This window comes from Polaromonas sp. (genome assembly GCF_039930745.1).
Classification (GTDB): domain Bacteria; phylum Pseudomonadota; class Gammaproteobacteria; order Burkholderiales; family Burkholderiaceae_C; genus Polaromonas.
The window spans coordinates 1-24,938 of record NZ_JBDTTH010000031.1 but is presented as its reverse complement, the minus strand read 5'-3'; the positions used below and the strand labels follow the sequence as shown (position 1 = coordinate 24,938).

General features: G+C 61.4%; 24 protein-coding genes and 1 tRNA gene. 7 read left to right on the top strand and 18 right to left on the bottom strand.

Features of this window, described 5'->3' with window-relative positions:
* Window positions 1-11 precede the first annotated feature (11 nt).
* The 5 genes from ABI660_RS11690 to ABI660_RS11670 form a co-directional block, all read right to left on the bottom strand.
* Entirely contained in the window at window positions 12-1,922 is a 1,911-nt protein-coding gene (locus tag ABI660_RS11690) for a SurA N-terminal domain-containing protein (RefSeq protein ID WP_348068120.1), read from the bottom strand.
* Between the two features lie 99 nt (window positions 1,923-2,021).
* Window positions 2,022-2,097, bottom strand: a tRNA-Val gene (locus ABI660_RS11685).
* Window positions 2,098-2,122: 25 nt separating this feature from the next.
* Window positions 2,123-2,395, bottom strand: coding sequence for an HU family DNA-binding protein (locus ABI660_RS11680; RefSeq protein ID WP_348068118.1), 273 nt, complete (start codon window positions 2,393-2,395; stop codon window positions 2,123-2,125).
* Window positions 2,396-2,660: 265 nt separating this feature from the next.
* Window positions 2,661-3,761 (bottom strand): tartrate dehydrogenase, encoded by a 1,101-nt coding sequence (locus ABI660_RS11675; protein WP_348068116.1) that lies wholly within the window; start codon window positions 3,759-3,761, stop codon window positions 2,661-2,663.
* A gap of 16 nt (window positions 3,762-3,777) precedes the next feature.
* Window positions 3,778-4,656, bottom strand: a complete 879-nt coding sequence (locus tag ABI660_RS11670) for an alpha/beta hydrolase (protein WP_348068114.1) — start codon at window positions 4,654-4,656, stop codon at window positions 3,778-3,780.
* A gap of 74 nt (window positions 4,657-4,730) precedes the next feature.
* On the opposite strand from ABI660_RS11670, the gene ABI660_RS11665 reads away from it, so the two are divergent.
* Window positions 4,731-5,684, top strand: coding sequence for a LysR substrate-binding domain-containing protein (locus tag ABI660_RS11665; RefSeq protein ID WP_348068112.1), 954 nt, complete (start codon window positions 4,731-4,733; stop codon window positions 5,682-5,684).
* Window positions 5,685-5,700: 16 nt separating this feature from the next.
* Here ABI660_RS11665 and ABI660_RS11660 read toward each other — a convergent pair whose 3' ends face one another.
* The 3 genes from ABI660_RS11660 to uvrC all read right to left on the bottom strand — a co-directional run bounded on the left by ABI660_RS11660 (window position 5,701) and on the right by uvrC (window position 9,197).
* Complete coding sequence (locus tag ABI660_RS11660) at window positions 5,701-6,609, bottom strand: DMT family transporter (protein ID WP_348068110.1); 909 nt, start codon at window positions 6,607-6,609, stop codon at window positions 5,701-5,703.
* Window positions 6,606-7,172: a CDP-diacylglycerol--glycerol-3-phosphate 3-phosphatidyltransferase gene (pgsA, locus tag ABI660_RS11655; protein ID WP_348068108.1), complete on the bottom strand. Its 567-nt coding sequence runs from the start codon at window positions 7,170-7,172 to the stop codon at window positions 6,606-6,608. The genes ABI660_RS11660 and pgsA overlap by 4 nt, the downstream gene beginning before the upstream one ends.
* Window positions 7,173-7,289: 117 nt before the next feature.
* A complete protein-coding gene (gene uvrC / locus ABI660_RS11650; protein WP_348068106.1) occupies window positions 7,290-9,197 on the bottom strand; it encodes an excinuclease ABC subunit UvrC in 1,908 nt (635 codons plus the stop codon).
* A 38-nt stretch (window positions 9,198-9,235) separates the two neighbouring features.
* On the opposite strand from uvrC, the gene earP reads away from it, so the two are divergent.
* The 3 genes from earP to ABI660_RS11635 all read left to right on the top strand — a co-directional run bounded on the left by earP (window position 9,236) and on the right by ABI660_RS11635 (window position 12,034).
* Window positions 9,236-10,360 carry an elongation factor P maturation arginine rhamnosyltransferase EarP gene (earP, locus tag ABI660_RS11645; protein WP_348068104.1) on the top strand — a complete coding sequence of 375 codons (1,125 nt, stop codon included), beginning with the start codon at window positions 9,236-9,238 and terminating at the stop codon, window positions 10,358-10,360.
* Window positions 10,361-10,540: 180 nt separating this feature from the next.
* On the top strand, window positions 10,541-11,095 hold the full coding sequence (gene efp / locus ABI660_RS11640; protein WP_096667885.1) for an elongation factor P: 555 nt from the start codon (window positions 10,541-10,543) through the stop codon (window positions 11,093-11,095).
* Window positions 11,096-11,170: 75 nt separating this feature from the next.
* Complete coding sequence (locus tag ABI660_RS11635) at window positions 11,171-12,034, top strand: TIGR00730 family Rossman fold protein (RefSeq protein WP_348068101.1); 864 nt, start codon at window positions 11,171-11,173, stop codon at window positions 12,032-12,034.
* Between the two features lie 20 nt (window positions 12,035-12,054).
* Here ABI660_RS11635 and ABI660_RS11630 read toward each other — a convergent pair whose 3' ends face one another.
* The 10 genes from ABI660_RS11630 to ABI660_RS11585 form a co-directional block, all read right to left on the bottom strand.
* A complete protein-coding gene (locus ABI660_RS11630; RefSeq protein WP_348068099.1) occupies window positions 12,055-13,233 on the bottom strand; it encodes an MFS transporter in 1,179 nt (392 codons plus the stop codon).
* A gap of 24 nt (window positions 13,234-13,257) precedes the next feature.
* Complete coding sequence (rmuC, locus tag ABI660_RS11625; protein WP_348068097.1) at window positions 13,258-14,604, bottom strand: DNA recombination protein RmuC; 1,347 nt, start codon at window positions 14,602-14,604, stop codon at window positions 13,258-13,260.
* Window positions 14,605-14,613: 9 nt separating this feature from the next.
* Window positions 14,614-15,600 (bottom strand): D-glycerate dehydrogenase, encoded by a 987-nt coding sequence (locus tag ABI660_RS11620; RefSeq protein WP_348068095.1) that lies wholly within the window; start codon window positions 15,598-15,600, stop codon window positions 14,614-14,616.
* A 25-nt stretch (window positions 15,601-15,625) separates the two neighbouring features.
* Window positions 15,626-17,035, bottom strand: coding sequence for a sodium:proton antiporter (locus ABI660_RS11615; RefSeq protein WP_348068093.1), 1,410 nt, complete (start codon window positions 17,033-17,035; stop codon window positions 15,626-15,628).
* A gap of 59 nt (window positions 17,036-17,094) precedes the next feature.
* A complete protein-coding gene (gene pncB, locus ABI660_RS11610; protein WP_348068091.1) occupies window positions 17,095-18,282 on the bottom strand; it encodes a nicotinate phosphoribosyltransferase in 1,188 nt (395 codons plus the stop codon).
* 165 nt (window positions 18,283-18,447) lie between these two features.
* Window positions 18,448-18,798, bottom strand: coding sequence for an FKBP-type peptidyl-prolyl cis-trans isomerase (locus tag ABI660_RS11605; RefSeq protein WP_348068089.1), 351 nt, complete (start codon window positions 18,796-18,798; stop codon window positions 18,448-18,450).
* Between the two features lie 221 nt (window positions 18,799-19,019).
* A complete protein-coding gene (locus tag ABI660_RS11600; protein ID WP_348068160.1) occupies window positions 19,020-19,676 on the bottom strand; it encodes a nitroreductase in 657 nt (218 codons plus the stop codon).
* 41 nt (window positions 19,677-19,717) lie between these two features.
* Window positions 19,718-20,173, bottom strand: a complete 456-nt coding sequence (locus tag ABI660_RS11595; RefSeq protein ID WP_348068087.1) for a thioesterase family protein — start codon at window positions 20,171-20,173, stop codon at window positions 19,718-19,720.
* Window positions 20,136-21,128: an NAD(P)H-binding protein gene (locus ABI660_RS11590; RefSeq protein WP_348068085.1), complete on the bottom strand. Its 993-nt coding sequence runs from the start codon at window positions 21,126-21,128 to the stop codon at window positions 20,136-20,138. Before ABI660_RS11590 ends, ABI660_RS11595 begins: the two co-directional genes overlap by 38 nt.
* Window positions 21,129-21,201: 73 nt before the next feature.
* Window positions 21,202-22,089, bottom strand: coding sequence for a histone deacetylase (locus tag ABI660_RS11585; protein WP_348068084.1), 888 nt, complete (start codon window positions 22,087-22,089; stop codon window positions 21,202-21,204).
* Between the two features lie 326 nt (window positions 22,090-22,415).
* Between ABI660_RS11585 and ABI660_RS11580 the strand changes: the two genes are divergently transcribed.
* The 3 genes from ABI660_RS11580 to ABI660_RS11570 all read left to right on the top strand — a co-directional run bounded on the left by ABI660_RS11580 (window position 22,416) and on the right by ABI660_RS11570 (window position 24,651).
* Complete coding sequence (locus ABI660_RS11580; RefSeq protein ID WP_348068083.1) at window positions 22,416-22,727, top strand: hypothetical protein; 312 nt, start codon at window positions 22,416-22,418, stop codon at window positions 22,725-22,727.
* A gap of 38 nt (window positions 22,728-22,765) precedes the next feature.
* Window positions 22,766-23,896, top strand: coding sequence for an ABC transporter substrate-binding protein (locus tag ABI660_RS11575; RefSeq protein WP_348068081.1), 1,131 nt, complete (start codon window positions 22,766-22,768; stop codon window positions 23,894-23,896).
* 212 nt (window positions 23,897-24,108) lie between these two features.
* Complete coding sequence (locus ABI660_RS11570) at window positions 24,109-24,651, top strand: phasin family protein (RefSeq protein WP_348068079.1); 543 nt, start codon at window positions 24,109-24,111, stop codon at window positions 24,649-24,651.
* The last annotated feature ends 287 nt before the right edge of the window (window positions 24,652-24,938 follow it).

The following is a 24,938-nucleotide window of genomic DNA, read 5'->3' as shown; positions in this document are numbered from 1 at the left end:
CGCGAGGCGCTTTAAGCGCCGGCTTTCTGCTGCGCGGGACGCGCGACCTTGATGTCTGCCTTGAAACGCTCTTTCAGGATGTTGTAGTAAGCCAGGCTTTCAGCCGACGTCCACCATTGGGTGTATTGCGCCTGGTCCTGCTGGGCAGCGGCGGCCGCCTGCTCCGGACGCGGCAATACCTTGCGCACGTTGACGACGGCGTACCCCTGAGCCCCCAGGTCCACGCCCACCATCGCGGGCACGGCACTCGCGTCGGCGCTGAGCACGGCGCTAACCACAGGTGCCGGCAGTTGCTGCGTCTGGTCCCGCGAAACCACGACAGCCGCGGGCAGCGCGGCCGATGCAGGACTGGCCTTCCAGGCGGCCAGTTTCTCAGCGCCCTCTTTGCGCGCCATTTCGGCGCCGCGCTGTTGCTGCAGGCTGGCACGTACCCGGTCTTTGACTTCCGCGAGCGGCAGGGTTCGGGCTGGCGTGTACTGGACGATGCGGCCGGACACCAGTTGGCTGGGACCCGCTTCTATGGCTTCCGTGTTGCGCTTTTTCTCCACAGAGTCGGGCGAAAACAATGCGTTGAGGAATTTCGGGTTGGCCAGCACGCCAGTGGCGCCCGCAGCTGGCGTGCGTGTCAGCCCTGCCGCAGTTTTGACGTCGAGTTTCAGGCGCTCGGCGATAGGCCGCAAGCTGTCGGACTGTTCGTAGACCGCGTTGCTGAAGGTCTCGGCGGTTTCGGCAAATTTCTTTTGCGCCATCTGCTGCTTCAACTCAGCTTCCAGTGCGGGCTTCATCTCTTCGTAGCTTTTCTGCTTGGGCACCTTGATGTCTGTCAGTTTGATGATGTGAAAGCCGAACTCAGTTTCCACCACATCGCTGATATCGCCCTTCTTCATGGCAAACACGGCATCGGCAAAAGGCTTGACCATGGCATTGCGGGCGAAGAAATCCAGATCTCCACCGGCAGCAGCGGAGCCGGTGTCCTGGGAATTCTTGCGGGCCACTTCGGCAAACGAGTCGGGCGCTTTCCTGACGCCTGCCAGCAACTGCTGGGCTTTTTCTTTGGCTTTCTCGCGCTCGGCCGCCGGCGCCGAGCCCGGCGCCTCGATCAGGATGTGGCTGGCGCGGCGCTCTTCATTGCCCGAAAGTTGCCGCGCATTCTGTTCGAAATAGGTCTTCAGGTCCTGCTCATTGACTGTGATGCTTTTTTTCACCGAGTCCAGATCAAGCACGACGTATTCAACACTGGCCTCTTCCGGTGCCTGGAACAGCGACTGGTTGTCTTTGTAGAACTGCTCCAGCTCGGCATCGCCTGGGTTGACCCTGGCGGCATAGTCGGCGGTATTGAAGCGCGCCACCTGGGCTTCGCGTTTTTCGAAAAAGGCATTGAGGGACACATCCGCGATGGCCTTCGAAGCCAGGCCGGTTCCCGCCACGCCCAGCATGACCTGCCGCGTGGCCAGGTCGGCACGCAGGCCCGCTTCATACTGCTCTGGTGCCATGCCTGTCTGCGCAATGAAGCCTGCGCGGTCAAACTTGCCGTCCGGCAGCCTGAATGCAGCGATGGCCTTGTCTTCGGCATACAGCCTCTGCAGCTTCTGGTCTGCAACCACGAGCCCGCCTTTGGCGGCCGCTGCTGCCAGCACCCGGTCGCGCACCAAGCGCTCGAGTGTGCCGTAGCGTGCTTCGGGCGAATCCAGCAACTTGATGTCGAGCGTCGGCATGGAAGCCCTGAGGCGATTCACCTCGTTCTGGTGCGCTGCATCCCATTCCGGCTGGGTAATATCCTTGCCATCAACCACAGCAACAACTCCGCCGTTTCCTCCCGAGCGGCCATTGCTGTTCATGCCGACCAGAATAAAGGACGGAACAATCAGCAAAAACAGCAACGCCATCGTGACCTTGGTGTGCTTGCGAATGAAATCAAACATCTCGAATTTCCTGTGCGGCTGTCAATCGGCCATTTAAAACTTGCGCTAAGCCATCAATGAAAAAGGCGAACATCTGTTCGCCTTTTTTGTTTCAGTCGGTGGTGGGTGCTGACGGGCTCGAACCGCCGACCTACGCCGTGTAAGGGCGCTGCTCTACCAACTGAGCTAAGCACCCCACCTCAACTTTTACTTCATGTGTTTCAGTTCAGTGCGTCCTTGAGCGCTTTGCCGGGACGGAACTTGGGCACCTTGGCTGCCTTGATTTTAATCGCATCGCCGGTACGTGGGTTCCGGCCTGTGCGGGCAGCACGTTTGCCGACTGCAAAAGTGCCAAAACCCACCAGAGACACGGAGCCTCCTTTTTTAAGGGTTGATTTGACAGCAGCAATGGTTGACTCCAGCGCGCGCGTTGCGGCAGCTTTGGAAATGTCAGCGTTCTTGGCAATGTGCTCGATCAGTTCAGTCTTGTTCACAAGGAGCCCCTCGTTGGTAAAAAGTTAATCTGGTTGTCTCTTGGTATCTCCCCTGGGCATCTGTCAAAAAGATGGCAGCGGGAGGCGGCATGTGCAGATCGTCTGCTGATTCCAATTAGAGCCATGGACTCTCATCGTGTCAATACAACATCAGATTTTTACAACGTGCGGTGGCGGATTCTAGTCCTTTTTTTCACGCTTTCCCGCCATATTCATAAGCACACCCTGCATTTCAGCCGGCCTCGTCACCTCCTGAACAAACCATTCAACCCAGTGCCGCAGCAATGGCTTTGCCTACATCGGACGTGCCTGCAGTGCCGCCCAGGTCAGGCGTACGGGGCGCACCACTTTTGGGAGCCAGTACTTTTTCGATGGCCGCGAGAACCGCATCATGCGCATTCTTGTGCCCCAGAAATTCCAGCATCATCGCGCCACACCAGATCTGCCCGATCGGGTTGGCGATGCCGCGCCCCGCGATATCGGGCGCCGAGCCATGCACGGGCTCAAACAGCGAAGGGAACTTGCGATCGGGGTTGAGGTTGGCACTGGGCGCAATGCCAATGGTGCCGGTGCAAGCCGGCCCGAGATCACTGAGAATGTCGCCGAACAGGTTGCTGGCGACCACCACGTCGAAGAAATCCGGACGTTGCACAAAGTGCGCGGTCAGGATGTCGATGTGGAATTTGTCGAGCTTGAGGTCAGGATAACTTTTGGCCATCTCGGCCACGCGTTCGTCCCAGTAGGGCATGGTGATCGCAATACCGTTGGACTTGGTTGCACTGGTCAGGTGTTTTTTCGGGCGTGATTGCGCGAGTTCAAAAGCGAACTTCAGGACGCGGTCCACGCCAATGCGTGAAAAGACGCTCTCCTGCATCACGATCTCGCGCTCGGTGCCGGCGTACATGCGTCCGCCTATGCTGGAGTATTCGCCTTCGGTGTTTTCGCGAACGATGTACATGTCGATCTCACCGGGCAGGCGCGCGCTGCCGTCGCGCCGCACTACCGGCGCAATGATGCCGGGCATCAGGCGCGCCGGCCGCAGGTTGATGTATTGGTCGAACTCGCGGCGGAACAGCAGCAACGAGCCCCAGAGCGACACATGGTCGGCGATTTTTTCAGGCCAGCCCACGGCGCCGAAATAAATCGCGTCGTGCCCGCCGATCTGGTCCTTCCAGTTGTCCGGCATCATCTGGCCGTGTTTTTCGTAGTAGTCCCAGCTCGAAAAATCGAAATGGTCAAACTGCAGGTCAATGCCGAACTTCGACGCGGCCGCTTCCATCACGCGAATGCCCTCGGGCATGGTTTCCTTGCCGATGCCGTCGCCGGCGATGACCGCGATTCTTTTTTTGCCGGGGTTCTTGCTCATGTCTGTTTTCCTTGGGTTAGGGTTTGAAAAAATCAAGGGCTTGCGCCAGCAGCAGAGACGGCGCTTCCTCCGCCATGTAGTGTCCGCAGGGCAGGCGCAGGCCCGACACGTCTTTCGCTCGCGCGCGCCAGAGGCCGAGCACATCGAAACACTGGCCGACGGCACCATGTTCGCCCCAGAGCACACGCAGAGGCTGGACCAGCCGCTGTGCTTCGGCCACGTCGGTGCGGTCGTGCAGCAGATCCACCGTGGCCGAGGCGCGGTAGTCTTCACAGATGCTTGTTGCGGTTCCGGGAATCTGCGCGCAACGCTCATATTCAGCCAACGCAGCTGACGCGAAAGCGCCAAGACCCGCATGGCGCTTGCCCATCACACTGCGCAGGTAACGCACCGGGTCGGACTCAATCAGAGCCTCGGGCAGCGGCGGCGGCTGGATCAAAAAGAACCAGTGCCAATAAGCACGGGCAAAGGCCTCTGAGGTGTTTTCGTACATGGCCAGCGTGGGGGCGATGTCGAGCAACATCAGCCGCTGGACAGCGGCCGGGTGATCAGCCGCCAGCCGGTGCGCCACCCGTGCACCGCGGTCGTGTGCCAATACCTGGAAAGTATCGAAGCCATGGTGCTGCATCACGGCCAGCGCATCCAGGCCCATCTCGCGCTTCGAATAAGCCAGGTGCTCGGGGTCTGCAGGCGGGCGACTGGAATCACCGTAGCCGCGCAAGTCCATCATGACCACCGTGAAGTGCCTGGCCAGTTCAGGCGCTACCGCATGCCACATCACATGGGTTTGCGGATGGCCGTGCAGCAGCAACAGGGGCGCGCCCTGCCCGCCTTTGCGGCCATGCAGCCGGACTTCCCCACGGGCGGCTTCGAAGGTCTCGAAAGCTTCAAACATGCCACGATTGTGATTGCCAATCATTGGCAGATCAAGAAATAATCTGTGAATCAATTATTCTCAATATGGAAATTATGGAACGTGCAGATCTGGCCCTGGTGGTCGCGATTCAACAGCATGGCAGCCTGGTGGCAACCGCAGAAGCGCTTCACATGGCTCCTTCCGCCGTGACCAAACGTCTGGCCCTGCTGGAGGCCGAACTCGGGCTGCTGCTGTTTCAGCGCACGACGCGGCGAGTGGCCGCCACACTGGAAGGCGAGTTGCTGTGCGAGCGTGCACGCACCATGCTGGCCCAGTTTGAGGCACTGGAGCAATCGCTGCAGGAACGGAAATCGGAAGCCTCGGGGTTGATTCGCCTGGCGGCCACTTTCGGCTTCGGCCGCATCTGGCTGGGGCCGGTGCTGGCGGAGTTTCAGGCCAGGCATCCCGCCATCCAGATCCAGCTGCAGCTTTATGAGCAGTTGCCGGATCTGGCTGCGGAAGGGTTTGACGGCGCCGTGTGGCTCTGGTCGCCCCGGCCGCAGCGCGCCGCCGAATGGACAGCGCGCAAGCTGGCCAACAATCAGCGGGTGGTGGTGGCTGCACCCGCCTATTTGCGCAAACACGGCAAGCCGGCAACGCTGGCGGAGCTGGCGCAACACAATTGCCTGATCACACGCGAAAACGAGCGCCAGTTTGACACCTGGCATCTGCAGACGGTGCGCGGCACGCGCAGGAAGCCTTCAGGCGCTGCAAGCGCTCTTTCCGACCAGCGTGTTCGCGTGCGGGGGTCGCTGTCCTCCAACTCGGGCGAGCTGGTGCGCGACTGGTGCCTGCAGGGGCGCGGTGTGATGCTCAGAAGTCTGTGGGACGTACAGGCCCAACTCGATTCAGGCAAGTTGGTGCGATTGCTGCCTCAGTACGCCATGCTCGATGCCGACATCCAGTGGCTGGCGCCCTACCGGCCGCAAACGCCAAAGCGTGTGCGCCTGCTGATTGATTGCCTGGCGGAAAAATTCAGGCAAGAGCCCTGGCGCGTCCCAGCTTGAGAGCAAACACCGTGATTCAGGCGGCCCTGCTTCCGTGACGCACCACCAGCCAGACCCCCAGGGCCGTCAGCGCCGTGCCCAGCACCGTGACCATCGTGATGGATTCACCAAACAGCAGCCACGCCATCAATGCGGTGGTGGGCGGCACCAGGTAAAGCAGGCTGGTGACAGCGGTTGCGGCGCCGCGCTGGATCAGCATGTACAGCAGCGAGCTGCCACCTAGCGTGAGCACGAGCACTGACCAGGCCAGCGCTCCCATGAATTCTGCCGTCGGCACCACAGCCTCGGTTTCCATCCAGGCAAACGGCAAGCTCACCAGCAAGGCTGCACCCAGCTGGATGGCGTTGGCGCTGCGCACATCCGCCGCCTGCACAAACCGCTTCTGGTACAGGGTGCCTATGGTGATGCTGAGCAGGGCAAACACCGCAAAGGCCAGGGTATGGGGCGTGGCCTCGTTACCCGCGCCAAACTTGCGCGACACCACCAGCAGCAATCCAGCCAGCCCGAGGACCAGTCCCAGCCACTGGCGCGCGCTGACACGGTTGCCGCTCTGGCTGGCATCGCCCATGCGCGAAACCCAGGCTGCCGTCAGCACGGGCTGCAGGCCAACGATCAGGGCCGTCAGGCCCGAACCCATGCCGCCCTTGATGGCCGACCAGACACCGCCGAGGTAGCCCGCATGAATCAGGATGCCGGTAATCCCCAGATGCAGCCATTGCGCCCCGTTGCGCGGCCAGGCCACGCGCGCGATGGCGATCCATATCAGGAAACAGGCGAGCGACAACGCGTAGCGGATGGCCAGAAAGCTCAAGGGCGGTGCATAGGGCAAGCCGTATTTGGCGACGATGAAGCCGGTGCTCCAGATCAGCACAAACACGGCGGGCATGGCCCTGATCAGGGCGTTGTTCGCGCCGGACGAACTCATTTGGCGCGCGCGCGGATTTCGGGAATGGCTTTTTTCAGGTAATAGGCCATGGACCAGACCGTCAGGATGGCAGACAGCCAGATCAGCCAGGTGCCCCAGACCTTGGTGTTGATGATGCCGAACAAGATGCCGTCGAACAGCAGGAAGGGAATCGCCACCATTTGCACGGTGGTCTTGATCTTGCCCAGCATGTGCACCGCCACGCTTTTGGTCGCGCCTATCAATGCCATCCATTCACGCAATGCGGAAATGGCGATCTCGCGCCCGATGATGATGAGCGCTACGAACACGTCAGCGCGTTGCAGGTGCACCAACACCAGCAGAGCGGCGCAGACCAAGAACTTGTCGGCCACCGGATCCAGAAAAGCGCCGAAGGACGAGGTCTGGTTCAGCCTGCGCGCCAGGAAGCCGTCCAGCCAGTCGGTGGCTGCAAAAACGACGAACATGATGGTCGCAATCAGGTTCTGGCTGACCGGCGATATGTCGAGATAGAAAATGCCCACAATCAGAGGAATCGCAACAATGCGGGTCCAGGTCATCAAGGTGGGTATGGTCAAAAACATCGGCTGATTTTGACATGCCCCAAGCTGGGGCGCATGGGCGGCAGGAAGACGGCCCTCAAATACCCCGCTTTCAGCAGGCTTCGTTGCGCAAATACGTCTTGCGACAGCACCCGGCCATCAGTGCAGCGCGCGGTAGATTTCTTCAGCCAGCTCACGTGAAATACCATCCACCGTGGCGATGTCTTCCGCGCTGGCCGAGCTCACCCCGCGTATGCCGCCAAAACGCTGCAGCAGGTTGGCGCGGCGTTTCGGACCGATGCCGGCGATGTCCTCGAGGCGGCTGGCACCCACACGCACCTTGGCGCGCCTGGCACGCATGCCGGTGATCGCAAAACGGTGGGCCTCATCGCGGATCTGGGCAATCAGCATCAGCGCGGCCGAGTCGCGGCCCAGGTAAACCTTGTCCCGGCCATCAGCAAATACCAGCTCTTCAAGCCCGACCTTGCGGCCCTCGCCTTTCTCGACGCCGGCAATCAGGCCGAGGTCCAGGCCCAGTTCCTCGAACACCTCGCGCGCCATGGACACCTGGCCCTTGCCGCCGTCAATCAGCACCAGGTCGGGCAGGCGGGCCGTGTTGTTGCGTGCCGCTTCGGCGAGCTTGCTGTAGCGGCGCATCAGCACCTGGCGCATGGCCGCGTAGTCGTCGCCCGGGGTGATGCCCTCGATGTTGTAGCGCCGGTATTCGGCGCTCTGCATCTTGTGACCATGGAACACGACGCACGAGGCCTGGGTGGACTCGCCAGCCGTGTGTGAGATGTCAAAACATTCGATGCGCAACGCCTCGAGCTTGTCCAGCGGCAGGTCCAGCGCCTCGGCCAGCGCGCGCGTGCGTGCCTGCTGCGAGCCCTGTTCGGCCAGCAGGCGGGCGAGCTGCAGGTCGGCATTTTTCTGCGCCATTTCGAGCCAGATGCGGCGCTGTTCGCGCGGCTGATGAATCGCCGTGACCTTGGTGCCCGTCTGCATGACCAGCGCGGCCATCAGGTCCTTGTCAACCGGCTCGCTGCAGACCAGCACCGGCGGCACCTGCACACCAACATAGTGCTGGGCAATAAAGGCTTCCAGCACCAGGGCTTCCAGGCTTTTGGCCTTGCCGGGCGGCGTGCCCTCCTCGCCTTCCGTGCTGTCTTCATCCAGCGCGGCCAGGTCAACAGCGTGCTCGACATGGGTGGGGAAATACGGCCTGTCGCCAAGGTGCCGGCCGCCGCGCACCATGGCCAGGTTCACGCAGGCCTTGCCGCCTAGCATCTTCACCGCCAGGATGTCCACGTCTTTGTCGCCACCGGTTTCCATGGACTGCTGGTGCAGCACTTTGGACAGCGCCGAGATCTGGTTGCGCAGCTCGGCCGCCTGCTCGAACTCCAGCTTTTCCGCGTGGCTGCGCATCTGCTTTTCCAGCTCGGTCAGGATGTCTTCGGCCTGCCCCTGCAGGAAGCGCTCGGCGTTAGCCACGTCAATCGCGTATTGCTCCGGCGTCACATGGCCGACGCAAGGCGCTGAACAGCGCTTGATCTGGTACAGCAGGCAGGGCCGCGCGCGGTTATTGAACACCGTGTCTTCACAGGTGCGCAGCTTGAACACCTTCTGCAGCAGCAGGATGGTTTCCTTCACCGCCCAGGCGCTGGGGTAAGGCCCGAAATAGCGGTGCTTTTTCTCCACCGAGCCGCGGTAATAGGCCACGCGCGGAAAACTGTGCGAGGCCAGCTTGAGGTAGGGGTAACTCTTGTCGTCCCGAAACAGGATGTTGTACTTCGGGTTGAGCGTCTTGATCAGATTGTTTTCGAGCAGCAGCGCCTCTGCCTCGGAGCGGACCACCGTGGTTTCCATGCGCACAATTTTTGTCACCATGTGGCCGATGCGCGTGCCGCCATGGGTTTTCTGGAAATAGGTGGAGACCCGCTTCTTCAGGTCGCGCGCCTTGCCGACGTAAAGCACCGCGCCTTCGGCATCGAAGTAGCGGTAAACGCCCGGCATGGCCGGCAGCGCCGCGACTTCGCTGAGCAGTTGGGGATCAAATTCGTGGGTCATGCTTGTGCCTGGATATCCGTATTGTGGACAATCCCGGCATGGATCATCGCCCGCAATGGGACATTTTTTGCAAGGTCATCGACAACCACGGCGACATCGGCGTCTGCTGGCGCCTCAGCGCCGAACTGGCCGCGCGCGGCCAGCACGTGCGGCTCTGGGTGGACGATGGCTCGGCCCTGCAGTGGATGGCGCCCGAAGGCTGCGACGGCGTCACCGTGCTGCCCTGGCTGGAACCACTGGGCATGAACCTCCTGCGCCTGGAAACCGCACCCTGCGATGTGCTGGTGGAGGCTTTCGGTTGCGAGATAGCTCCTGAATTCATAGCTGCCTGCGCAGACAGGGAAAGGGCTACAGACCAAAAACCTGTATGGATCAACCTCGAATACCTGTCCGCCGAACCGTATGTGGAGCGTTGCCACGCCATGCCTTCGCCAGTGCTGCATGGCCCCGCTGCTGGGTGGACCAAGTGGTTTTTCTACCCTGGCTTCACCGCCGCCACCGGCGGGTTGCTGCGCGAGCCCACGCTGCCGGCGCGCCAAGCCGCTTTTGATCGCCGCGCCTGGCTGGCCGGGCGCGGCATTGCGTGGAAGGGCGAGACGCTGGTGTCGCTGTTCTGTTACGAGCCCCCAGCCCTGGCACAGCTGCTGGAGCATCTGGCGCAGGCGGGCACGCCCGGCGCGCCGGTGCGCCTGCTCGTGACCGCCGGCCGCGCCGCAGCCGCCGTTCAGACCGCGATTCATGGTCAAAAGTGGCTCCAGCCCAATCAGGACGGGCGCGAGCAGCTATCAATTTCATACCTCCCCTGGCTCAGCCAGCGCGATTTCGACCACCTGCTCTGGGCCTGCGACCTCAACTTTGTACGCGGCGAGGATTCGGTGGTGCGCGCCCTCTGGGCCGGTCAGGCTTTCGTCTGGCAGATTTATCCCCAGGCCGACCAGGCCCACCTGCCCAAGCTGGAAGCCTTTCTGGACATGCTGGACGCGCCGCCTTCGCTGCGGCGTTTTCATGAAGTGTGGAACGGCCTGCCGGGGAAATTGCCGACAGCGGACCTGCCGCTGTGGTCAGGCTGCACCCTTGCAGCCCGCCAGCGCCTGCAAAGCCAGACCGACCTGGCAACGCAGCTGCTGGACTTTGTCGCGCGCAAGCGCGCGCCTCCGGCCTGAGCGGCTGCCTGCAAACATCAACATCGCCGCAGCATGACCCAAGCGCTGGATTTCAGGCAGCTGGCAAAAAACGCTAAAATACAGGGCTTTGCACGGCCCGGTTGGGGCCATGCCGCACTCCCGCCGCGGACCCGCATCCTCCCAGACGCATTGGCGGCCAACTCACTACTAGAAACTGTTATGAAAATCGCTCAAGAAATACGCGCTGGCAATGTCATCATGCACGGCAAGGACCCGATGGTTGTGCTCAAGACCGAATACAGCCGCGGCGGCCGCAACTCCGCCACCGTGCGCATGAAGCTCAAAAGCCTGATCGCCAACTTCAACACCGAACAGGTGTTCAAGGCCGACGACAAGATCGACCAGGTCATCCTGGACAAGAAGGACTGCACCTACTCTTACTTCGCCGACCCGATGTACATTTGCATGGACGCCGACTACAACCAGTACGAAGTCGAAGCCGAGAACATGGGCGACTCGCTGAATTACCTGCAAGACGGCATGGAGCTCGAAGTCGTGTTTTACGACGGCAAGGCCATCTCTGTCGAACTGCCGACCAGCGTCAACCGCGAAATCACCTGGACCGAACCGGCCGTCAAGGGCGACACGTCCGGCAAGGTGCTCAAACCGGCCAAACTTGCCACCGGCTTTGAAATCGGCGTGCCGATTTTCGTGGCGCAAGGCGATGTTGTTGAAATCGACACGCGTACCGGCGAATACCGCAAACGCGTCTGATCCAGCCCCAGCGGCGTTTCGTTCAAAGGCTCCTGATGGAGCCTTTTTATATCCCACAACTACCAGGTACGGCTTATGGAACAAACTGACGATCACACTGGCAGGCGGCTTGCTGACGCCTGGGCTGAACTGCAGTCGCACGCCGACAAAGGCAATCCGCTGGACGCCAATGCGTACCGGTTGGCTTTTGCCGACCCTGAATTTTTACTGCGCCGCGAGACCCGCGGCATCCGCTTCCAGCTGGAAATGCTCAAGCCGGACATGGAGCAGCAGGCCCAAGGCATCGAAAACACCATCGTGGTTTTTGGCAGCGCCCGCTTTCCGGCACCGGAACAAGCCGAAGAAAGCCTGAAACTGGCCCAGCAGGCCGGAGATGCCCAGGCTTTGGCACTGGCCGCGCGGCAGGTGCGCAACGCCGGCTTCTATGACCAGGCACGGCTGTTCTCCCGACTGGTTGGCACCTACAGCAAATCCCGGCCGGCCGAAGAGCAGCTGTTTATCTGCACCGGAGGCGGCCCGGGCATCATGGAAGCGGCAAACCGTGGTGCGCAGGAGATAGGCGTGCCCACCGTGGGCCTCAATATCGCCCTGCCCCACGAACAAAGCTCCAACCCCTATGTCACTCCGTCGCTGAACTTCAAGTTTCACTACTTTGCGCTGCGGAAGATGCATTTCATGATGCGGGCCAAAGCGCTGGTCGCTTTTCCGGGCGGCTTCGGCACCCTCGACGAATTGTTCGAGGTGATGACACTGGTACAGACAGGCAAGGCCAAACCGGTCCCCATCATCCTGTTCGGCTCGGACTACTGGAAACGCCTGGTCAACTTTGACGTGATGATCGAAGAAGGCGCGATTTCACCCGAAGACCTCAAGCTGTTCCAGTATGTCGACGACCCGCAGGTCGCCTGGGACGCGATCAAGACTTTCTACCAGCTCTGAATAGAGCCCCGGCTTGGTGCTTAGCGAGACGGTTCGGCCCGGTCCCTGAGCAGCCACGCGGCGCGCGCGCCGGCCCCAACCACCGCGCCGGTAATCCAGAACACGCCGGCAATGCCGATGACCGCGCCCATGGTGCCGAACAGCATGGGCATCAGCACGCTCGACGCATTGATCGCCATCAGGCGCAGGCCCAGCGCTTCGCCATGGCGTTCCTCTGGCGTGATCTGGTGCAGCATGCTCATGATCATGGGCTGCACCGTGCCTAGCGCAAAGCCAAGAAGCACGGAACAGACCCCCATGCCGAGCGCAGTCCGCATGAATGGGTAGACGGCAAACAGCATGGCTGTCATGAGCATCGCGCCCACCAGCACGCGCCACTCACGCAGGTGCGCCGCCAGCAGCGGCATCACCATGCGGATCGCCGCGGCGGCCACGGCGAAGGCGCCCAGGATGGAGCCGATCACCGAAGCGCTGATGCCTCTTTCAAAACCCAGCACCGGCACCACAAAGGTATGCACATCCCAGCAGGAGGATAAAAACCAGTTGACCAGCATCAGCCGGCGAAAGCCTGGCTCGCGCAGCAGGTCCCAGGCACTGCGCGGCACCGCGCTCTGCGCGATGACCACGGGCGGAAGCTCTTGGGTTTTTCGCACCAGAAACCAGCTGGCCAGCGGCAGCACCGCCATCAGGAAAAACGCAGCGCGGTAGCCGGAAATGCTGTTGGGCACGGCGCCCGCGTGGTCGATCAGAAGGCCGGCCGTGAACGGTCCGACAAAATTCGAAATCGCCGGCCCGATCGACAACCAGCTGAAGACTCGCCGCAACTGCAAGGCCCCCGCTGCAGCCCGCCCGACGTGACGCTGCAGGGAGATCACGGCGGCGCCCGTGGCCCCGCCTGTCAGAAGCGCGGCCAGGCACAACACCGGGAACACCGGAAAAGCCACCGCCACCCCGGCGCCCAGCACGGCGGCCATGATGCTGTAACCCATGGGCCGGCGGAGCCCGTGCCGGTCGGCAAAACGTCCTGCCGGCAAGGCCAGAAACACCTGGGTCAGGGCAAACAGGGCCAGCAAAACACCCACCGCAGCCGGGCTGTAGCCTTCACGCAGCGCCAGCAGGGGCGCCGCCATGCGTGTGCCGGCCATGCAGGCGTGCAGGCAGATCTGCGCAAGAATCAGGCGAGCGAGTTCAGGCGTCATGCGTCGCAGATAACCGAGCGGGTGTCAGCCCTCATCCAAGTCCTTGTCCATGGGGATCAGCCGCGTCGAATCGATCTCGGGCAAGGCCTCGACGTTGCGCAGGGCCTTGCCCATGACGCGGCTGCGTTGTTCGGCACTGTTCAGGGTATTGAGCACGGTCTCGGTCTGCGACTTGACCTTCGCCAGGATGTCGCCGAACTTGCCAAATTCGGTTTTGACGGCGCCCAGCACCTGCCAGACTTCACTGGAACGTTTTTCCAGCGCCAGTGTCCTGAAACCCATTTGCAGCGAGTTCAGCATCGCCAGCAAAGTCGTGGGGCCGGCCAGCGTCACACGGTGGTCGCGCTGCAGCACCTCCATCAGGCCGGGCCGGCGCAACACTTCCGCATACAGGCCTTCCGTGGGAAGGAACAGGATGGCAAAGTCGGTTGTGTAGGGAGGTTCGATGTATTTTTCCGAAATCGATCTGGCCTCGAGCCGGATGCGCATCTCCAGCGCTTTGCCTGCCACCTCCGCTCCCAGCACATCGGCGCGCTGCTGCGCGTCGAGCAGGCGTTCGTAATCTTCATTCGGGAACTTCGCGTCGATCGGCAGCCAGACGGGCTCACCATTGTCGGAGCGGCCCGGCAGCCGGATCGCGAAGTCCACCGGGTTTTTGCCGCCACGGCGCGTGATGACTTGGGCCGCGTACTGATCAACGGTGAACACCTGCTCCAGCAGCGCCGAGAGCTGCGCCTCGCCAAAAATGCCGCGCGCCTTGACATTGGTCAGCAGGTGCTTGAGGTCCCCCACGCCTTGCGCCAGCGTCTGCATTTCGCCAAGGCCTTTGTGCACCTGCTCGAGCCGGTCGGCAACCTGCTTGAAGCTTTCGCCCAGGCGCGCCTCCAGCGTGGTCTGCAGTTTTTCATCCACGGTCTGGCGCATTTCGTCGAGCTTGGCCGAGTTGGTCTGCTGCAATTGCGCGAGTTGTTTTTCCAGTGTTTCACGCACCTCCCCCATGCGCCGCGCATTCGATTCGCTGATGGACTGGAGCTGCGTGGTCAGGGTGTCCGAGAGGGTTTTCTGCAGCAGCGTCAGTTGCTGCGCAAACGCGTCGATCTGCGCATTCTGTGTGCGAATGGCCTCGGCGCTTTGCTGCACCAGGGTTTGCTGAAACGTGGCAAAGGTCGTTGCCAGTTCCTGGCGGCTGGCACGCGAGCTGTCGCCGATCTCGCGGCGCAGCTCGCGCTCAAGCTTGTCGTTGCCGGCGGCCAGTCCGGCGAGCAGTTCGTTGCGCCCGCTGTCACCCGGCTTGCGCAGCAGCAGCCAGAGCAGCAGGAGCAGATTGACCAGCAACAGGGCCAGCGCCAACCAGGCTTGCGGGGAGTTCATCGTTGCTATTTATTTCGTAGCTAGGACCGCAGGGTTCAAGGGGGTCAGGGGCTTTTTATCCCTGAAAAACCCGATCAGGTTATCGGCCGCCAAGCGGGCCATGGCCAGCCGTGTGGGCACCGTGGCGCTGGCGATGTGCGGTGTCAGGACAACGTTGGGCACCGTCAGCAGGTCCGGATGGACTTTGGGCTCGCCTTCGAACACATCGAGGCCCGCGGCCGCAATGCGCCTGTCGCGCAGCGCAGCGGCCAAGGCCGCATCGTCCACAATGCCGCCGCGCGCGATATTGACCAGGGTCGCCGTGGGCTTCATCATGGCCAGCTCTGCAGCACCCATCGTATGGTGCGAAGCTGGCGAATAAGGCAGCACCAGCACCAGATGGTCGGCGGTCTGCAGCAGCTCCTCCTTGCTGACATACCTCGCCTTGCACTCCGCTTCCAGCGTGGCATCGAGCCGCGAGCGGTTGTGGTAAATCACCTTCATGCCAAAACCGTGCGCCCCGCGCCTGGCGATGCCCTGCCCAATGCGGCCCATGCCGAGAATGCCCAGGGTGCTGCCGTGAATGTCGGCGCCGGCAAACATGTCAAAGCTCCACTGGGTCCACTTGCCGGCGCGCAGAAAATGCTCGCTCTCGGTGATACGTCGGGCCGTGGCCATGAGCAGCGCGAAGCCGAAATCGGCGGTAGTTTCTGTCAACACATCGGGCGCGTTGGTGGCCAGCACGCCGGCGGCCGTCATGGCGTCAAGGTCAAAGTTGTTGTAACCCACGGGCATGTTGGCGCAGATTTTCAGTGCCGGGCAGGCGGCCAGCACCTCAGCGTCGATGCGATCGCCGCCCGTGGTGAACGCACCGTCCATGCCCTTGAGCTTTTCGATCAGCCGGGCTTTTGACCAGGTCTCGTCTGCCTGGTTGGAATACACCTCGAAGTGCTGCTCCAGGTAAGCGATGATTTCGGGGAAAATCGCGCGAGCGACAAGGATCTTGGGTTTGCTCATGGTTTTCTCCAGAGTTTGAAATGGTTTACCGGAACCAGATGAATGTCATCAGGACAAACAGCGGAATCAGCACCGCACCCGACCAGGCCATGTAGCCAAAGAAGCTGGGCATGCTGACGCCGCGGTCTTCGGCAATGGCCTTGACCATCAGGTTGGGCGCATTGCCGATATAGGTATTGGCGCCCATGAACACCGCACCTGCCGAAACGGCTGCCAGCGTTGGCGCCAGCGTTGTCATCAGGACGGCAGGATCACCGCCGGCGGTGTTGAAGAACACCAGGTAGGTCGGCGCATTGTCGAGAAAGGAGCTCAGCGCGCCTGTTGCCCAGAAGTACATGGCAGGGTCAGGCTGTCCGTCGGGCCGGGTCACGGCCGACACCACGGCACCGAAGGGGCCGCTGGTGCCAGCCTTGAGCATGGCAATGACCGGAATGATGGTCAGGAAAATGCCTGCGAACAGCTTGGCCACCTCGGCCATGGGACCCCAGGAAAACTGGTTGTCCTCGTGCACTTTGTCCGCCGTGATTTTCAGCGACAGGAAGGTGATGGCAACCAGTCCTGCATCACGCACCAGCCCGGGCAGTCCGACTTCGGTGCCGAAGACATCAAACGCCACGGATGACTTCCATATGCCGCTAAGCAGCACCAGGCCGGCGACGCCGGCCAGCAGCACGAAATTGATGGCGCCGTCAAAACCGAGACGCCCGGTGTCCGGGGTCGGATCCACCGGCTGCACCCCCTCCTTGCGGTAGTACCAGCTGTCCACCACATAAAAAATTGCCAGGAGGCTGCCAACCAGGAACAGGGTCTCCGGAAAAATATGCTTGACCGTCCAGAAAAAATCCACGCCTTTGAGGAAACCCAGGAACAGGGGCGGGTCGCCAAGCGGGGTCAGGGACCCGCCCGCATTGGAGACGATGAAGATGAAAAACACGACGATGTGAGCGGCATGTTTGCGGTTGTCGTTGGCGCGGATCATCGGACGGATCATCAGCATGGATGCACCGGTGGTGCCCATGAAGCTGGCCAGCACGGCACCGATCAGCAGCAGACCGGCATTCAGCCCTGGGCTGCCATGCAGGTTGCCGCGAATGAAGATGCCGCCGGCCACCGTAAACAGGGCGGTCAACAGGATGATGAAGGGAATGTATTCGGCCGCCAACGCATGAACCAGGCTGGTGCCGGCCACGGCCGGGCCGAACACCACGGCAAACGGCAGGAAAAACGCCAGCGTCCAGGCCGCGGACACTTTGCCGAAATGATGGTGCCAGAAGGAAGGAAGCAGCAGAGGCATCACCGCAATCGACAGCAACAATCCCGCAAATGGAATGCCCCAGAGCGGGGAAAGGCGGCTGCCATCAAAGTCCGCCGCCATGGCCCAGCCGGGCAGGAAAAAAAGCATGGCAGCGAGCGCGGTCCAGCGCAATATTTTCATGAGGTCTCCTGTTTTTATTTGAGGCCGGACGCTAGGCATCCGGCCGCCTATTTTCCACCTCACGCGATGTCAAAAACCTGTCGCAGATAGGCCAGGTATTTTTCATCGTCGCACATGTTCTTGGATGGCGTGTCGGAGAGTTTGGCCACAGGCTGGCCATTGCAGCGCACCATCTTGATGACGATCTGCAAGGGCTCGTAACCCAGGTCGTTCGTCAGATTGGTACCAATGCCGAAAGCCAGCTGGCAACGGCCGCGGAACTGCTGGTACAGCTCAATGGTGCGCGGCACCGTCAGTGCGTCGCTGAAGATCAGTGTCTTGGTCTGCGGGTCCACCCGGTTCTTGCGGTAGTGTTCGATCAGGCGCTCGCCCCAGGCAAAAGGGTCACCGCTGTCATGGCGTGCGCCGTCGAACAGCTTGCAGAAATAAAGGTCGAAATCGCGCAGGAAAGCGCTCATGCCATAAACGTCGCTGAGTGCAATGCCCAGGTCGCCGCGATATTCCTTGGCCCAGGACTCGAAGCCGAACACCTGGCTGTCGCGCAGGCGCGGCCCCAGGGCCTGGCACGCCTGCAGGTATTCATGGGCCATGGTGCCCAAGGGGGTCAGGCCTAGTTTCATGGCAAACAGCACGTTGCTGGTGCCGGCAAACTGGCCGGCACTGCCGACGCCCAGCCGGGCGATCAGCGTGCGCAGCACCTCTTCGTGCCAGGCCTGGCCGAAGCGGCGGCGCGTGCCGTAGTCGGCAATCTTCAGTGCCCCCAGGCCATCGGCCTGCAACAGCCTGATCTTGGTGTCCAGGCGCTTGCGCCCCTCCATCACGTCGGCCAGTTTCTGCGTGTTGCGGAAATAAACCTCGTTGATGATGGCCAGCACCGGGATTTCGAAAAGAATGGTGTGCAGCCACGGCCCTTCAATCACGACTTCGATCTCGCCGGAAGGCAGGGCCTTCACGCTGACGTATTTTTCGTTCAGGCGGAACAATCCCAAAAAGTCGACGAAGTCGCTTTTGATAAAGCGCATGCCGCGCAGATAGGCCAGTTCGGCGTCCTGGAAGTGCAGGCTGCACAGCGCGCGAATTTCCTCGCGGATTTCGCGGATGTAAGGCGCCAGGTCGCTCACGCCGGTCGCTCCGGCATTGCGGCACTTGAAGCGGTATTCGACCTGGGCGCCCGGGAACTGATGCAACACCACCTGCATCATGGTGAACTTATACAGGTCGGTATCAAGCAGGCTGGTGATGATCATGGGCAATTCCGTAAATTCATTTTTCGGGCGAATTGCTTCGTTGCGCTGTGCCTGGAATCCTCATGCACCCAAGTGCATTCCGGTGTGCTGCGCGCCGCGCCTCGCACTTCATCCCAAAAAGCGGAATTTCTGGAAGTGCCCGGGCCGCGTCGAATCACAGAACACTCAACCCAGAAAATCGACTTCGAACAGCAGGGTTGCGTTCGGCGGAATCACGCCACCCGCGCCGCGGGCACCGTAACCAAGTGCGGCCGGAATGACGAGACGGCGCGTGCCGCCCACTGACATGCCCTGCACGCCCTCGTCCCAGCCCTTGATCACCTGCCCGGCGCCCAGCGAAAACTGGAACGGGTCGCCGCGGTCCTTGCTGGAATCAAACTTGGCACCTTGCACGCCATCGTTATACAGCCAGCCGGTGTAGTGAACCTTGACGTTCTGGCCAGCCTTGGCAATGGCGCCGGTGCCGAGCACGGTGTCTTCATACTGGAGGCCGGAAGGGGTAGTGGTCAATGCCATGATCGCTCTTTCAAAATATGGGGAAGATGCGCGGTTGCGCGAACCCCTGACTTTACCCGCAACCGGCCCATCCCTCCGTTGGCAAAGAGCGCACCAGTCCTTGTCTTGGCAAGCCGGGGCCGCGGGTCCGGCTTCGCCGGCCCGCAGGCGCAGCGACCCCTTCTCTCGTGCAAGGGGCAGGGAACTGCCGCAGGCTCGCAGTGAGCGACCGTGGGGGCTATTCAGTCCAGCCAGGTCGTGAAGGCCTGCGCACTGACGCGCGGCGTGCGGAAGGTGTTGACCAGTGCGGCCTCGTCGGCATAACCCAGCGCCATGCCACAGACCAGCATTTCGTCGTCGCCGGCACCGATGTGCGGCAGGATGATTTTGGCAAAACCGTTCCAGGCCGCCTGCGGACAGGTGTGCAAACCGTGGCCGCGTGCGGCCACCATGATGTTTTGCATGAACATGCCGTAGTCCACCAGGCTGCCGCGTCCCATGACGCGGTCCAGCGTGAACATCAGGCCGACGGGCGCGTCGAAAAACTGGTAGTTGCGCTGGTGCTGGGCGTGCATCTTGTCCTTGTCACCCTTGCCGATACCGAGCAGGCCATACAAGCCCCAGCCGTTTTCGCGGCGCCGGTCGATGTAGGGCGAGACCCATTTCTCCGGGTAGTAGTCGTACTCTTCCTTGTATTGCGCGGCCAGCTCGGGGTTGGCGCGGATGGCGTCATGCGCGGCGCAGATCTTGCCGGCCAGGCTATCACGGCTGGCGCCCTGCAACACATACACCTTCCACGGCTGCGTGTTGGTGCCCGAGGGCGCCCGGCTGGCGATGTCCAGCAGGTGCTCCAGCGTTTCGCGGGGAACCGCCCGGGGCAGAAAAGCGCGCGTGGACATGCGGCTGTGAATGGCTGCATCCACAGCATTCAGGACTTCGGTCACTTGAGGGTCTCCAGGAGAGTCAACAGCCGGGTAGGCAAAGGCACAGGCCGACGGGTTTGCCGGTCCACATAGACATGAATGAAGTGGCCTTTGGCGGCAGTCCTCTGCGCCGCAGACTCATCGTCGCGACCGGAAAAAAGGCCGACTTCATAACGCACGCTGGATGAACCCACATGCGCCACCCGGATACCGGCCAGCACCGGATCGGGAAATGACAGCGGCGAAAAATAGTTGCACTGCGTTTCGATCACCAGGCCGATCACGTTGCCCGCATGGATGTCAATGGCGCCCGACTCGATCAGGTAGCCGTTGACAGCCGTATCGAACCAGCTGTAATACACGACGTTGTTGACGTGGCCGTACACATCGTTGTCGGACCAGCGCGTGCCGATGGGACGAAAAATTCGGTAGGCGCTACGAGGCTCGGCTTGAGGGCGTGTCGGTGAGGTCATGAGGTCTTATTTTGCCAGCGCGCAGAGGGTCGGATTCACGGTGGCTTGCCGGCCTGATGGGGCTGGGTGCCCGTCCCAGCAGTTCGGGCAACCGGTTGGGCACGGGCACATTGTCCCGTTGCAGCAAAATCCAGTGACCGAAAGAAAACGGCGAGAAATGCAGCGCATCGCAAAGATGCGCACCCAGGCGAGCCATCCAGTTGGGCAAGGGAAGCTGGAGCGCCCTGGAGCCCGTGTAGCCGGTACGCAGCTCGCGCAAGTACTCGGCATAACCGTAGTGACGAACACCGCCCAGCTCGACATCCCGGTGCCCGGCCAGTGAAGGCAGGGCAACCAGCGCAGCGTAGGCCTTTCCGAGGTCGTCGGCAGTCATCGCGGCAATGCCGCCGCGCGCACCGCGGGGAATGAAGTGAACCGGGGAGCGCGACAAGCCGCGCAACCAGCGGGCACCGAATCCTCCCTCGCCATCCAGCAGGGACGGACGCACCAGGCTGTAGTCGCAGGCAGAGGCCCGAATGGCGCGTTCACCACGCAGCTTGCTGGACAAAAAACGACTCCCGGCGCCCTCGTGCAAGCCAAGGGCGGACGTGTGGATCAGCCGTATGCCGGCTTGTGCGCAGGCCACCGCCAGGGCAGCCGGCGCGCGGTGATGCACGTGGTCGTAAGACTCATGCGGCCTCTGGCGCAGGATTCCCACGCAATTGACAACCACGTCGACGTCTTTCAATAGGTCGGCCCATGTGGCCGGCTGCAACAACTGCTCGAAGCGCACAAGGCGCAAGGCGGCAAATGGATAGGCGCTTTCATGGCGCGCGGGGTGGCGGCTGCCTATCGCGACCTGTGCCCCCGCTGCATGCAGCGCAGCCACGGCATGGCGGCCAATGAAACCGGTGCCGCCTAGCACGAGCACACGGCCGGCGGGCATTTTGTCCAGGGCGTCGGGGACAGGCGGCATGTTTTCTTGTCCTGTTGAGTTTTATTCTTGTTCCTGGCCGTGGCGGCCCTGGGGCAATGTAGCAGCTATCCCGTCATGCCCGCCCGTCAGGATTCCAGCGTTTCCAGTACTCGAGTGCCACACGGTAGGTATTGATCTGGACCTGCACGGTTTCGTCGATGTTGATGCCGTAGCCGCCGGCCATCGCGAAGGCCAGCGGAACACGGCGCTGCCAAGCCCAGTCAAACACGCGCCGGTCCCTGGCTTCCAGGCCATCGTAGCTGAGCTTGAGCCGGCCCAGCCGGTCGCCCTCGAAGGGATCCGCGCCCGCGAGGTAAATCACCAAGCCTGGCTCGAAGCGCCGGTCCAGCTCGTCGAGCGCATGCTCCAGCGCCTGCAGGTAAGGCGCATCGGTGCAGCCATCGGGCAGGTTCACGTCGAGGTCGCTCGCCTCCTTGCGAAACGGGAAATTCTTTTGCCCATGCAGCGACAGGGTGAAGACGCTGGGGTCGGCACTGAAAATACTCGCTGTTCCGTTGCCCTGGTGCACATCCAGGTCGATGATCGCCACCTGCAGCAGCGTGCGCTGGCTGCGTGCCCACTCCATCTGCATCTGGCGGGCCGCGACGGCCGCATCGTTGAACACACAAAAGCCGCTGCCCTTGCCTCTGGACGCGTGATGCGTACCCCCCGCCATGTTGGCTGCCATGCCTTCGGGGGCATCCCGCAGGCCCAGCGCGGCGCGCGCCGCCGCCACGGTGGCGCCAGCCGAACGGCGCGAACGCTCGACCATTTCCAAGCTCCAGGGAAACCCGATCTCGCGCATGGCGGCCGCATCCAGTGTGCCCCCGGCCACGGCCTGGATGTAGCCCGGGTCATGCGCCAGAGCCAGTTCACCGTCGCTGGCCCGAGGCGCCACAGCCATGCGTACCTGCGGCAACTCGCGCGCCACGCGGTCACGCAGGCGCTGGTACTTCGCCATCGGAAAACGGTGCCCCGGCGGCAGAGGAAGAACAAAGTGGTCGGCGTAGAAAGCCTGCAAGACAGTTAAAAAAAGAGGAGAAATTCCGGACCGCCAAGGGTAACTCCTAGGAGAAATGGTGCCAGGCCTCCTTGAATTGATTATACAAAATAACTACAATTTGTAAGCAAAGGCATGCAAAACAACTACTTCGATAGCGCATCCCGAGAGAGCCTCCCGTCCAACCATTGCATTGAGGAGCGAAAAATGTCCTGGCATCTACCCAGTCTGGCCCAGCGCCTTGAAAGCCTCCGGGCTCAACGGCACCGAGAACCTGGCAGGGAGCCATGGGCGAACAGATACGCGAAGCCATGCTCGCGGCGCTCGATGAAAGCGGTGACGACAGATTTCTGAGGCTGAAGGCCCGTGTCCGGCACGCCGAAGACGTGCCGCGCCTGTGGGACCTGCGAAGCGAACTCATGAAAGCCCTGGCGAGCGACGAGGGCGAAGGCCGCGCAGGCGAAAAGCTGCGTCTGATCACAGGCATGGTTCGCGACATGTTGCCGGAAGGCCTGGCATCAGGCCTCGCGCATCGCACCGGTTCGGGTACCAGCTGGCAGACGACGCAGCTTCAGGAAAATTTCACGCAAGCGCAATAGATAGCACGGGATAGCACGGTCATTTTTAGGAGACAAACATGTTTCGTTCAACACTCATGGCATTGATGGTGTTTGCAGGCGGTCATGCACTTGCCGGCGACAAGGGCGTGACGCCCACCGAAATACCACTGGGCGCGTCGGCCGTGCTTAGCGGTCCACTGGGGCCGCAGACCAAGGATTACGGCGTTGGTTCGCGTCTGTACTTCGACGCGGTGAACGCGGCCGGCGGCGTGCATGGCCGCAAGATCAGCTACACCACGCTGGACGACGGCTTCGATGTCAAGCGCGCCGTGGAGAACACCCGCAAGCTGATCGAGGACGACGGCGTGTTCATGATCTACAACAACACCGGCACCGCGCAGACCGGCGCGATCCTGCCCTTGCTGGGGGAAACCCAGACCATTGCCTTTGGGCCGGTAACGGGTGCTTCCGCATTCAGGGACAAGTTCAATCCCTACCTTTTTCACGTGCGGGCCAGCTATGCCAACGAAGCGCGGCGCATTATTTCGCAGCTCAAGCAAACGGGCATTTCCCGGATAGCCGTGTTCTACCAGGACGACGGCCTCGGCAAGACCTTGCTCGCCGAACTGCGCCTGGCCGCGACCCTCGAAAAAATGAGCTTCGTCGTTGAAACAAAGATCGATCCGGCCAAACCGGACTTCGCAGCGGCAGCTGCGGCTACCGAAAAGGCGCAGCCGCAAGCGGTGATCCTGGGCACGGCGGGAACCACCTTCACCAGTTATATCAAGGCGGTTCGACAGACTTCCGCCAAGCCGGGTTTCTACGGTTTTTCAGTCGCGAGCGTGGATGTCATCAACCGCGAACTGAAAGAAAAAGCGCGAGGAATCGTACTGACCCAAATCATGCCCTCCCTGCGCAACGCCACTATCCCGGTCGTGGCGGAGTATCTGAAACTGCTGCGCGAGAAGACACCGGGCGCGCGCCCCTCCGCGTCGCAGTTCGAGGGGTTTGTGCATGCCAAACTGCTGGTTGAGGGACTGCGTCGGGCCGGCCGCTCACTGAGCACCGAGTCCTTCATCAAGGCCATGGAGGGTGCGGGCGAAATCAGCTTCGGCCGGTTTGTGGCGAAGTATTCGCCTCAATCGCACAACGGCTCGTCCTATGTAGAGATGGCCATCATCGACAACGAAGGCCAGTTGCGCTATTGAAGCCAGGCCCCAGGTTTCCCCCCAGATGAGGCGGATGGGGGCTAGAGCTTGCCCCCTAGAATGCTGCACTGCAACAAAAACCACTTGCATTCCCATCTCCAGTGCTTATACTTAAGTTATGTTGCAGTGCAGCAATCGACAAAGAGCCAATAGCAGATTGTCCAGCAGCGCAACTAGTTAAGTTTTAACCCACCTATATTGGAGATTTAAATATGTTGACCGCTGAACAAGTCATGGCTTCCCACAAAGCAAACGTCGAAACCCTGTTTGGTCTGACCAGCAAGGCTTTTGAAGGCGTTGAAAAACTGGTGGAACTCAATGTCCAGGCCTCCAAAGCCGCCCTGGCTGAAACTGCCAACCACACTCAATCGATGCTGGGCGCCAAAGACGCACAGGAACTGCTGGCTCTGCAAGCCGGCCTGATGCAGCCCCTGGCTGAAAAGACAGCGGCCTACAGCCGTCACCTGTACGACATCGCCACCGGTACCGGCGCTGAAGTCGGCAAAGCCTTCGAAGGCCAGGCTGCCGAAGCCCAAGCCAAGTTCATGGGCCTGATCGACAGTGCTTCCAAAAACGCTCCTGCAGGCTCCGAAACTGCTGTGGCCGTCATGAAAAGCGCCGTCGCCGCTGCGAACAACGCTTTTGAGTCGGTCCAGAAAGCCGTCAAGCAAGCCAGCGAAATGGCTGAAGCCAACATCACCGCCGTGACTAACACCGCTGTGAACGCTTCGAAAACCGCTTCCAAAAAGCGTTAAAAACAGGGCTTGAATTTGCCGGCTTGAACGCCAGCTGATTCAGGCCAGAGCTAGGTCTCACGGAAGCCGCAAGGTTTCCTCTGGAGTGCCGGCTCTACCCAATCAGGGGTGCGGCTCCGATAATTCAACCATCGGAGCGGTGCTCCAGCCAGTTGTCTCCTCGGGTCCTTCCAGAAATCCAGTTTCACGGACCCCTTAAAGCCTGATTGCAAAATCAGGCTTTTTTTTGGCTGGCGGATTCAAGTACGAAGTGCATCGTTCAGAAATAGGGTGGGCCAAGAGCAAAT

Excerpts from the sequence above, each read along its gene's own strand:
- ABI660_RS11690 (WP_348068120.1), bottom strand. The coding sequence starts at position 1,922 with ATGTTTGATTTCATTCGCAAGCACACCAAGGTCACGATGGCGTTGCTG.
- ABI660_RS11675 (WP_348068116.1), bottom strand. The coding sequence starts at position 3,761 with ATGAGCAAGAACCCCGGCAAAAAAAGAATCGCGGTCATCGCCGGCGAC.
- ABI660_RS11670 (WP_348068114.1), bottom strand. The coding sequence starts at position 4,656 with ATGTTTGAAGCTTTCGAGACCTTCGAAGCCGCCCGTGGGGAAGTCCGG.
- ABI660_RS11665 (WP_348068112.1), top strand. The coding sequence starts at position 4,731 with ATGGAACGTGCAGATCTGGCCCTGGTGGTCGCGATTCAACAGCATGGC.
- ABI660_RS11660 (WP_348068110.1), bottom strand. The coding sequence starts at position 6,609 with ATGAGTTCGTCCGGCGCGAACAACGCCCTGATCAGGGCCATGCCCGCC.
- pgsA (WP_348068108.1), bottom strand. The coding sequence starts at position 7,172 with ATGTTTTTGACCATACCCACCTTGATGACCTGGACCCGCATTGTTGCG.
- uvrC (WP_348068106.1), bottom strand. The coding sequence starts at position 9,197 with ATGACCCACGAATTTGATCCCCAACTGCTCAGCGAAGTCGCGGCGCTG.
- earP (WP_348068104.1), top strand. The coding sequence starts at position 9,236 with ATGGATCATCGCCCGCAATGGGACATTTTTTGCAAGGTCATCGACAAC.
- efp (WP_096667885.1), top strand. The coding sequence starts at position 10,541 with ATGAAAATCGCTCAAGAAATACGCGCTGGCAATGTCATCATGCACGGC.
- ABI660_RS11635 (WP_348068101.1), top strand. The coding sequence starts at position 11,171 with ATGGAACAAACTGACGATCACACTGGCAGGCGGCTTGCTGACGCCTGG.
- ABI660_RS11630 (WP_348068099.1), bottom strand. The coding sequence starts at position 13,233 with ATGACGCCTGAACTCGCTCGCCTGATTCTTGCGCAGATCTGCCTGCAC.
- rmuC (WP_348068097.1), bottom strand. The coding sequence starts at position 14,604 with ATGAACTCCCCGCAAGCCTGGTTGGCGCTGGCCCTGTTGCTGGTCAAT.
- ABI660_RS11620 (WP_348068095.1), bottom strand. The coding sequence starts at position 15,600 with ATGAGCAAACCCAAGATCCTTGTCGCTCGCGCGATTTTCCCCGAAATC.
- ABI660_RS11615 (WP_348068093.1), bottom strand. The coding sequence starts at position 17,035 with ATGAAAATATTGCGCTGGACCGCGCTCGCTGCCATGCTTTTTTTCCTG.
- pncB (WP_348068091.1), bottom strand. The coding sequence starts at position 18,282 with ATGATCATCACCAGCCTGCTTGATACCGACCTGTATAAGTTCACCATG.
- ABI660_RS11605 (WP_348068089.1), bottom strand. The coding sequence starts at position 18,798 with ATGGCATTGACCACTACCCCTTCCGGCCTCCAGTATGAAGACACCGTG.
- ABI660_RS11600 (WP_348068160.1), bottom strand. The coding sequence starts at position 19,676 with ATGTCCACGCGCGCTTTTCTGCCCCGGGCGGTTCCCCGCGAAACGCTG.
- ABI660_RS11595 (WP_348068087.1), bottom strand. The coding sequence starts at position 20,173 with ATGACCTCACCGACACGCCCTCAAGCCGAGCCTCGTAGCGCCTACCGA.
- ABI660_RS11590 (WP_348068085.1), bottom strand. The coding sequence starts at position 21,128 with ATGCCGCCTGTCCCCGACGCCCTGGACAAAATGCCCGCCGGCCGTGTG.
- ABI660_RS11585 (WP_348068084.1), bottom strand. The coding sequence starts at position 22,089 with ATGGCGAAGTACCAGCGCCTGCGTGACCGCGTGGCGCGCGAGTTGCCG.
- ABI660_RS11580 (WP_348068083.1), top strand. The coding sequence starts at position 22,416 with ATGGGCGAACAGATACGCGAAGCCATGCTCGCGGCGCTCGATGAAAGC.
- ABI660_RS11575 (WP_348068081.1), top strand. The coding sequence starts at position 22,766 with ATGTTTCGTTCAACACTCATGGCATTGATGGTGTTTGCAGGCGGTCAT.
- ABI660_RS11570 (WP_348068079.1), top strand. The coding sequence starts at position 24,109 with ATGTTGACCGCTGAACAAGTCATGGCTTCCCACAAAGCAAACGTCGAA.